A 3,358-nucleotide genomic window follows, 5' to 3' on the forward strand; every position below is an offset into this window, starting at 1 on the left:
CCGAAAGGTGCCGCCCGGCCTTTGCCGTGCCGGGAACTTACCCGACGCCTCCACGACGCATGCATGGCGCTGACACAGGCGTTAACCCAGGCCGCGCGGCGCGGCAGCTATATGGTTAGCTAGGAAGAGCCCGGCTACCGGGCGTTCCGTGGCCATGACCCCGTCAGGGGCGGCTATCCACCCGCATGGAAGGCTGCTGTAGACACAGTGGAAGAGACCCTGAAAATCATTGTGCTGGTCAAGCACGTCCCGGATGCGCAGTTCGACCGCCACCTCACTGGCGAGGGCAACACCGCCGACCGCTCCGAAAGCATCCTGTCCGAACTGGATGAATACGCCCTGGAGGCGGCGCTGCAGCTGATCGAGGCCCGCGGCGGGGAAGCGGCCGGGAACAAGGTCATCGCCCTGAGCATGGGCCCGGCAGCTGCTGTCAACGCGGTGAAGAAGTCACTCCAGATCGGCGCCACGGAAGGCGTGCACCTCAGCGACGAGGCCCTGGCCGGGTCCGATGCCGCGGCCACCTCGCTGGCACTGGCCGCCGCCATCCGCCACCTCGGCGCGGACGCCCCCGCGGACCTCATCGTCGCCGGCATGGCTTCCACGGACGGCGAGACCTCGCTGGTCCCGGCGCAGCTCGCCGAGCGGCTGGGGCTTCCACAGGTGACTTTTGCGGCGTMGCTGGTGCTCGACGGCGGCAAGCTCACCGCCCGCCGCGATGGCGACACGCACGCGGACACCGTTGAGGCCGAACTGCCGGCCGTCGTCTCGGTTACCGACCAGATCAATGACCCCCGGTACCCGAACTTCAAGGGCATCATGGCGGCAAAGAAGAAGACCATCACCACCTTGAGCCTGGCCGACATTGGCGTCGACGCGGCCCAGGTGGGCAAGTCCGGCTCCTGKACCGCCGTCGAGACCGCCGAGGCCCGCCCGCCGCGCACGGCCGGCACCATCATCACCGACGAAGGCGACGCCGGCATCCAGCTGGTCGAGTTCCTGGCCGCCCAGAAGCTGCTCTAAAGGGGAATAACCGAACATGGCAAAAGTACTCGTTTTCATCGACAACCCCGGCCAGGCGCTGAAGAAGTCGAGCCTGGAACTGCTCACGATCGCCCGCTCCCTAGGCGAGACCGTTKCCGCTGTCAACGGCGAGCTGCACCCAGATGCCGCCGCGGCCCTGGCGGCCTACGGCACCGAGGCGCTCTACCGCCCGTCCGCCACGGACCTCGATGACTACCTCGTGGGACCCAAGGCGGCGTTCCTGGCCGCAGCTGTTGACGCGGCCGGAGCCGACGTGGTCCTGACCGAGAACTCGGCCGAGGGCAAGGAGATCGCCGCCCGGCTCGGCATCAGGCTCGGCGCCGGCGTCATCACCGACGTCGTGGCGGTCGATCCCGACGGAACCGCGCACAAGTCGGTGCTGGCCGGCTCCTACACCACCACCGCGAAGGCCACCACGCCCGTTTCCGTGCTGACCGTAAAGCCCAACAGCGTCACGCCCGAGCCCGCGGTGTCCGCTACGGCGCCGGACAGCGTCACAGTMCAGCTTCTGGCCGGTGCCACCGCGGCCTCCGCCCGGGTCACGGCGCGTAACGAAAAGCCTGCCAGCGGGCGCCCGGATCTGACCGAGGCGCGCATCGTCGTGGCGGGCGGCCGGGGCGTAGACGGCAACTTCGGTCCGCTGGAGGAACTCGCGGACGCCCTGGACGCGGCCATCGGCGCTTCGCGGGCCGCCACGGACGCCGGCTGGATCGGCCACGACGCGCAGATCGGCCAGACCGGCAAGACCGTCTCGCCGCAGCTCTACATTTCCGCGGGCATCTCCGGCGCCATCCAGCAAAAGGCCGGCATGCAGACCGCCAAGGTAATCGTCGCCGTGAACAAGGACGCCGAATCGCCGATTTTCGAGATCGCGGACTTCGGCATTGTGGGCGACCTCTTCCAGGTGCTGCCCCAGGCCACCGCAGAAATCAAAAAGCGCAAAGGCTGACCCATGAGCACCAACGCCGCCCCGGCGCAAAGCCCGTTCGATCCGGAGACTTCCGGTATCGAGCGGGTGCTTTGTTTCACGGCCCACCCGGACGACATTGATTTCGGCGCCGCCGGCACGATTGCGGCCTGGACCGCCGCCGGAGTCCAGGTCAGCTACTGCATCATKACCGACGGCGACGCCGGCGGCTTCGATCCCGCGCAGCGCGACGAAATCGTGCGGCTGCGCATCGCGGAGCAGCAGCGCGCGGCCGCCCTGGTCGGCGTCACGGACATCCACTACCTGCACCAGCGCGACGGCTATCTTGAACCCTCGCATGAGGTGATGCGTGAAGTGGTGCGCCTGATCCGCCAGCTCCGGCCCGACGTCGTGCTGTCGATGCATCCGGAACGCAACTGGAACCGGATCCAGAAAAGCCACCCGGACCACCTGGCCGTGGGGGAGGCCGTGACCCGCGCCGTGTACCCGGCCCTGGAAAACCCCTTCGCGTACCCGGAACTGGCCGAGTCCGGGTTGGAGGCCTACAAGCTGCCCTGGCTCTGGCTCTTCGCCKGTCCCGAAGAACGCGAAAACCACTTCGTCGACGTCACGGAGCATGTCGACAGCAAGCTTGCCGCCATCCACATCCACGTCAGCCAGCACCCCGACGTCGATGCCATGGAGCGCACGGTCCGCGGCCTCATGCTTAGCACGGGGGCGCGCGGCGGGCTGACGGCGGGGCGCAGCGCCGAGGCCTTCCACGTCGTCACAGTTAACGGCCCGGGGACCATCGCCGGATTCTAGTGTTGCCGCAKCACACCCTCTGCCATATGCTGGCCTCTGTTTAAATCATATTTATTTGATGGAAGGCAGACTTTGATGGCGAAGACTGCGCAACACCCCGTTCTCGTGATCATGGGGGTCTCCGGATCGGGCAAATCGACCGTTGCGGGACTGCTGGCCGGCAGGCTGGGCTGGGATCTCGCCGAGGGCGACKACCTGCACCCTGAATCGAATGTGGCCAAAATGCATGCCGGCCAGCCGCTGACCGACGAGGATCGGTGGCCCTGGCTGGAAAGCATCGCCGACTGGATCCGGGCCCACACAGAGGCCGGAGCTCCCGGAGTTGTGACCTGTTCGGCGCTGAAGAAGCGCTACCGGGACATCCTGCGCGGCGAGGGCGTGGTCTTTGTGTTCCTCGAGGGATCACGGGACAAGATCTCGGACCGGCTGGCTTCCCGCCACGGGCACTTCATGCYGCCCGCCCTGCTGGAGTCCCAGTTCGAGGCGCTCGAAGCGCCCACCGCGGACGAAAACTTCATTGCCCTGTCCGTCTCCGCAACGCCAGCGGAAGAAGCACAGGAAATCATCGCCCGACTTAATCTCGAC

At 67.1% G+C, this 3,358-nt stretch carries 4 protein-coding genes; all 4 read left to right on the forward strand.

The window, feature by feature from the left end; all coding sequences use genetic code 11:
• Positions 1-219: 219 nt before the first annotated feature.
• On the forward strand, positions 220-1,020 hold the full coding sequence (locus AC1DBQ_RS22525; RefSeq protein WP_476930632.1) for an electron transfer flavoprotein subunit beta/FixA family protein: 801 nt from the start codon (positions 220-222) through the stop codon (positions 1,018-1,020).
• Between the two features lie 16 nt (positions 1,021-1,036).
• Positions 1,037-1,990: an electron transfer flavoprotein subunit alpha/FixB family protein gene (locus AC1DBQ_RS22530; protein ID WP_476930629.1), complete on the forward strand. Its 954-nt coding sequence runs from the start codon at positions 1,037-1,039 to the stop codon at positions 1,988-1,990.
• Positions 1,991-1,993: 3 nt separating this feature from the next.
• Positions 1,994-2,773, forward strand: coding sequence for a PIG-L deacetylase family protein (locus AC1DBQ_RS22535; RefSeq protein ID WP_476930630.1), 780 nt, complete (start codon positions 1,994-1,996; stop codon positions 2,771-2,773).
• Between the two features lie 75 nt (positions 2,774-2,848).
• Positions 2,849-3,358: gluconokinase (locus tag AC1DBQ_RS22540; RefSeq protein ID WP_476930631.1), on the forward strand; the 510-nt coding region annotated here is incomplete at its 3' end.

Source organism: Arthrobacter sp. 10T413_2 (assembly GCF_056394205.1).